3 protein-coding genes and 1 pseudogene are annotated in these 4,314 nt (G+C 71.0%); 1 reads left to right on the plus strand and 3 read right to left on the minus strand.

Annotated features, from left to right (window positions below; translation table 11 throughout):
• Positions 1–134: 134 nt before the first annotated feature.
• The 3 genes and pseudogenes from ACWD3D_RS33875 to ACWD3D_RS33885 all read right to left on the minus strand — a co-directional run.
• Positions 135–1,124: pseudogene (locus ACWD3D_RS33875) on the minus strand (PLP-dependent cysteine synthase family protein); the annotation flags it as partial.
• 228 nt (positions 1,125–1,352) lie between these two features.
• Entirely contained in the window at positions 1,353–1,508 is a 156-nt protein-coding gene (locus tag ACWD3D_RS33880) for a putative leader peptide (protein WP_451464545.1), read from the minus strand.
• Between the two features lie 109 nt (positions 1,509–1,617).
• The gene (locus ACWD3D_RS33885) at positions 1,618–2,448 is read right to left on the minus strand and encodes a DUF1684 domain-containing protein (RefSeq protein WP_451464546.1); all 831 of its coding nucleotides are present in this window, start codon (positions 2,446–2,448) and stop codon (positions 1,618–1,620) included.
• Between the two features lie 617 nt (positions 2,449–3,065).
• Here ACWD3D_RS33885 and ACWD3D_RS33890 point away from each other — a divergent pair.
• Positions 3,066–4,314: MFS transporter (locus ACWD3D_RS33890; protein ID WP_451464547.1), on the plus strand; the 1,249-nt coding region annotated here is incomplete at its 3' end.

Genomic DNA, 4,314 nt, shown 5'->3' on the forward strand with positions numbered 1-4,314 from the left:
ACGGGGCCGTGACGGTCCGGAACCGGCCGTACCTCCGCGGGCTTTCAGCCCAGCGGTGGCACGGCCGGGGAGGCCGCGAGCAGGTCCTCCCCCTTTTGCGGCTCCTTCGTCTTCAGGGCCTCTTCTCCTTCCACCGGCGCTCCCCCTTCCAGCAGGCCGAGCTGCCGCAGCCAGTCGTCGTCGTAGACCTTGGAGAGGTAGTTGCGACCCGAATCCGGCAGCAGGACGACGACCAGGTCGTCCGGCCCGAGACCGGCCGCCACCCGCAGGGCTCCGGCCACCGCGGTACCGGCGGAGCCGCCGACCAGCAGTCCTTCCTCACGGGCCAGGCGACGGGCGGTCAGCAGCGATTCCCGGTCGCTGATCCGCTCGTAGCGGTCGACCACCGAAGGGTGGAAGGACTCGGGCCAGCTGTTGTCCACCGTCTCCGGATGACGGAAATAGCCGATGCTCTCCACGTGGTACGGACCGCCGTCGCCGCCCGAGTAGACCGAGGCCTCCGGGTCCGCGCCCACGACCGTCACCCTCCCGCCGCTGGCCTCCTTGAGATACTCGCCGGTCCCCGTGATGGTGCCGCCGGTGCCGATGCCCGCTACCAGGTGGGTGATCCGGCCCTCCGTCTGGCGCCAGATCTCGGGCCCCGTCGTGCGGTAATGGGCCAGCGGATTCGCCGGGTTGTCGTACTGGTTGGCCAGCCAGCCGCCCGGAGTCTCCTCGGCGATGCGGATGGCCGTGGCGTACACGTGCTCCGGATGTTCACGCGGTACGTCACCCGGGCAGACGACGACCTCGGCGCCGTACGCACGCAGTACCGCGACCTTCTCCGCGCTGCTCTTGTCCGGGATCGCGAAGACGCACCGGTATCCCCGCTGGGCCGCGACCATGGCCAGCCCGACCCCGGTGTTTCCCGACGTGCCCTCGACGATCGTCCCGCCCGGAGCCAACAGCCCCTCCTTCTCGGCCGCTTCGACCATGGAGAGGGCGATACGGTCCTTCACGCTCCCGCCCGGGTTGACGTACTCCAGTTTCGCGTAGACCGGTGTGAGCGCCGGGCCGGTGACGCGGTTGAGGCGTACCAGCGGGGTGTTGCCGACCGCGTCGGCCAGTGAGGAGTGGACGTCCATTGCGGTGCTCCTTGCGTCTGCGGAAGCTGATGCCACCGGGTGATCCGGGAACGTGAGGCGGGCCGACGCCGTGCCGGGCTCCGGGACGATGAGGACGCCCGGGATCGCCGGGCACGCGCGTGCCCCGCGCGGGGGCGGTGCGAGAGGGCAGGACGAACGCCGGCCCGGTGCGCGCCGCACGTGCCTACTCGCTACGGGGGCCGCGACGGGGCGGGTCCGGCGGGAGGGTCAGGCCGGACAGAGAGCGCTGGACGAGCGGCGCAGATCTATGTGCAGTCGGGCGTGCAGACGGGCCTCTGGATGCCGGCCGGGAGAAGCCGTGTCGGACGCACCGAAGACGCGGCTCGGAGACACCGCTCCGGTGGCGCTCTGCTGGTACGGCATGAGGGGCGCGGTCCCTTCGCACAAGGGGCGTCACCTGTCGGCGACGCCCCTGAACGTACCAGCCCGGAGACCGCGGTGAGAAGGAGATCCCGCCGGGCCGCGCGAGGTGTCAGACAGCCGGTCCGCCGCGTTCCACGGGGATGCGCTCGCCGGCCTCGACCGCGACGGGCAGGCGGTTCTCCTTCGGCGGCAGCGGGCAGGTGGCCAGGTCGGTGTAGGCGCAGGGAAGGTTCGCCGCGCGGTTGAAATCGATGCGGACGAAGCCCTGTTCGTCGGGGGCGTCGATCTGGACGGAGCGGTTCGCCGCGTAGGTGGTCACGCCGGAGGTGAGGTCCGTGAACAGAGCCGTCAGCGAGCCGGGACGCTTGCCGTTGAACGCCGTGAGCCGGTACGTCTCCCCGCCGACCTCGAATTCGACCTGGCCGGGGGAGTCGTAGACGTGCTCCAGGCCCTCGACCGAAGCGCCCACCGTCACCGCACGCGGCTCCTCGAAGGGCAGGAACCTTCCCGGACGGACCCAGCGCGCGGCAGGGGCGTACGCGGGGGTCCCGGTGAAGCCGGTACGCAGGGCGTTCCCGGGATGGCGGGGGCGCAGAATGTCGTGTCCGCCGCGCTTGGCCACCTCGATCACCGCGTCACCGAATCCGGGGAACAGGCTGTCGCGTTCGCCGATGACGCCGAAGTCGTGACGCCCCGTCACCGTCCTTCCTTCGATGGTCAGTTCCTCACCTTCCGCCAGTTCCACCACCACGCCCGCGGCCGAGGTCGACCAGACCCCCGGGGCGTCCTCGAAGCGCTCCGGTTCGGCGCTCAGCCAGCGCAGGCTCGTGATCGCGAGGAATCCGTGCGGTCCGGCGAGGTTCGCCTCCTTCTCCCGGTGCCACGACTGCCACTCCTCGGTGAAGCTCTCCTGGCCGATGTCGATCCCCGGAACGGTCATGTCCACTCCCTCGTGCTGTGTATCGGGCGGGACCAGGCGGTCCTCCAGAGCGCAACTCCCTGGCAGCCGCGCCGCATTCCCCGATCCGGCGGGAAGTTCCGCACTCCGGGACGGCATTGTCCAACCAGCCTCCACGGGTTAGCCTGCCGAGAGATCGCCCACGCCCCGGTGGGGCGATCCTCCGTATCGGCGGCCGGCACCCGGCCGCCGAACGACCCGAAGAGTGCGAGGTGACCGGCGTGCGGGCGCGACCCTTCAGCGAGCACGGCAGTCATCTTCCGCACCGCGGTGGGTCGTTCGCGCCGCGAGTCGTCCGGCGTCACGTCGATCTGCTCAGGGTGAGCAGCGCACTGTGTACGGACACCGCCCCGCGTCACTGAGCGCGTACCTTCCGCTCCCGCCCACGGCGATCGTGTCCACCCGGATGTCGCACCCGCTTCTCGTGCGTCCGGAGGCCACCAGGTCCCGGGCCGAGGGCTGATCCCCTGACGTCTTCGCAGGCGTTCCCGCGCGTTCCTCTCCCGCCCTTTCGTGACGCTCCGTCATGCCCATTCGCTCAACTCGCGCCGCGCGACCGCCGTGCCCGGTCCGTCCGCGCGCCCCCGACCGAGAGGATCATGGTGTCCAAGAACACCGCGCGAACAGGGGTGTTCACCGCACTGCGGGTCCGCGACTACCGGATCTACTGGAGCACGGGCCTGGTCTCCAACATCGGCTCCGCGATGCAGGGCGTGGCGCTGGACTGGTTCGTCTTCGACCTCACGCACAGCGGAACCGCGGTCGGCTGGGCGGCGGGTCTGCAGTTCGCCCCGGTCCTGCTCTTCGGCCTCTGGGGCGGGGTGCTCGCCGACCGGTACGACCGCCGCTCCCTCCTGTTGTGGGCGCAGTCCCTGTACGCGGTCCAGGCTGTACTCCTCACGGTCGCCGTGCTGTCCGGGCACGCACCCCTCTGGTCGGTCTATCTGCTGTCGTTCGGCCTGGGCTGTGTCTTCGCCGTGGAGAATCCCGCGCGGCTCTCCTTCGTCACCGAGCTGGTCGGACCCTCGCTGATACCCAACGCGGCGGGGCTGAACATCCTGTCCCTCAACGCCGCGCGGCTGATCGGACCCGCGATCGCCGGCGTGCTGATCGGACTGATCGGGGCGGGCGGAGTGTTCGCGGTGAACGCCGTCTCCTTTGCGGCCGTGACCCTGGGCCTGCTGGCGATCCGCGCACGCACACCCGCGTCCGACGCTCCTGGAGTCGGGCCGACGGACGCGCCGGAGCCCGTGAAGCGCGCGCGATGGGCGGGCGCCGGTGCCGAGGGACTGCGCTACGTCGCCGCCCGGCCCGAACTGGCTGGAGTACTGGCCCTGTTCGGGATGGTGTCCACCTTCGCGGTGAACTTCCCGACCACTCTCACCCTGTTCGCCGGGCGGGTCTTCGACGTCGGATCCAGCGGTCTCGGCTTCATGTCGACCGCACTGTCCGTGGGCACCATCGCCGGGACACTCGCGGCGACCCGCCGCGTCTCGCCCCGGGTACGGACCGTGGTCGTCGGCGCCGTCCTCTTCGGCGTCAGCGAGGCGGTGGCCGCGCTCATGCCCTCCTACACCACCTTCCTGATCCTGCTGCTGCCGACCGGGTTCATGCTGATGACCCTCAACACCGCGGTCAGCGCCTTCGTCCAGTCGGAGGTCAGCAACGCCATGCGCGGCCGGGTGATGGCCGTCTACACCGTCGTGTCGATGGGCGGTGCCCCGCTCGGCGGCCCCACGATCGGCTGGGTCTCCCAGCACGCCGGGGTGCGCTGGGGCCTCGCCTGCGGAGCCGCGGTCGCCGTGCTCGCGGCCCTGGCCGTGGCGCTCCTGCTCGCCGGACGCCGGG

This window comes from Streptomyces sp. NPDC002690, from assembly GCF_053592415.1.

What these genes read in the sequence shown, in the direction of transcription:
- ACWD3D_RS33880 (WP_451464545.1), bottom strand. Translation starts at nt 1,508, where the DNA reads ATGCCGTACCAGCAGAGCGCCACCGGAGCGGTGTCTCCGAGCCGCGTC.
- ACWD3D_RS33885 (WP_451464546.1), bottom strand. Translation starts at nt 2,448, where the DNA reads ATGACCGTTCCGGGGATCGACATCGGCCAGGAGAGCTTCACCGAGGAG.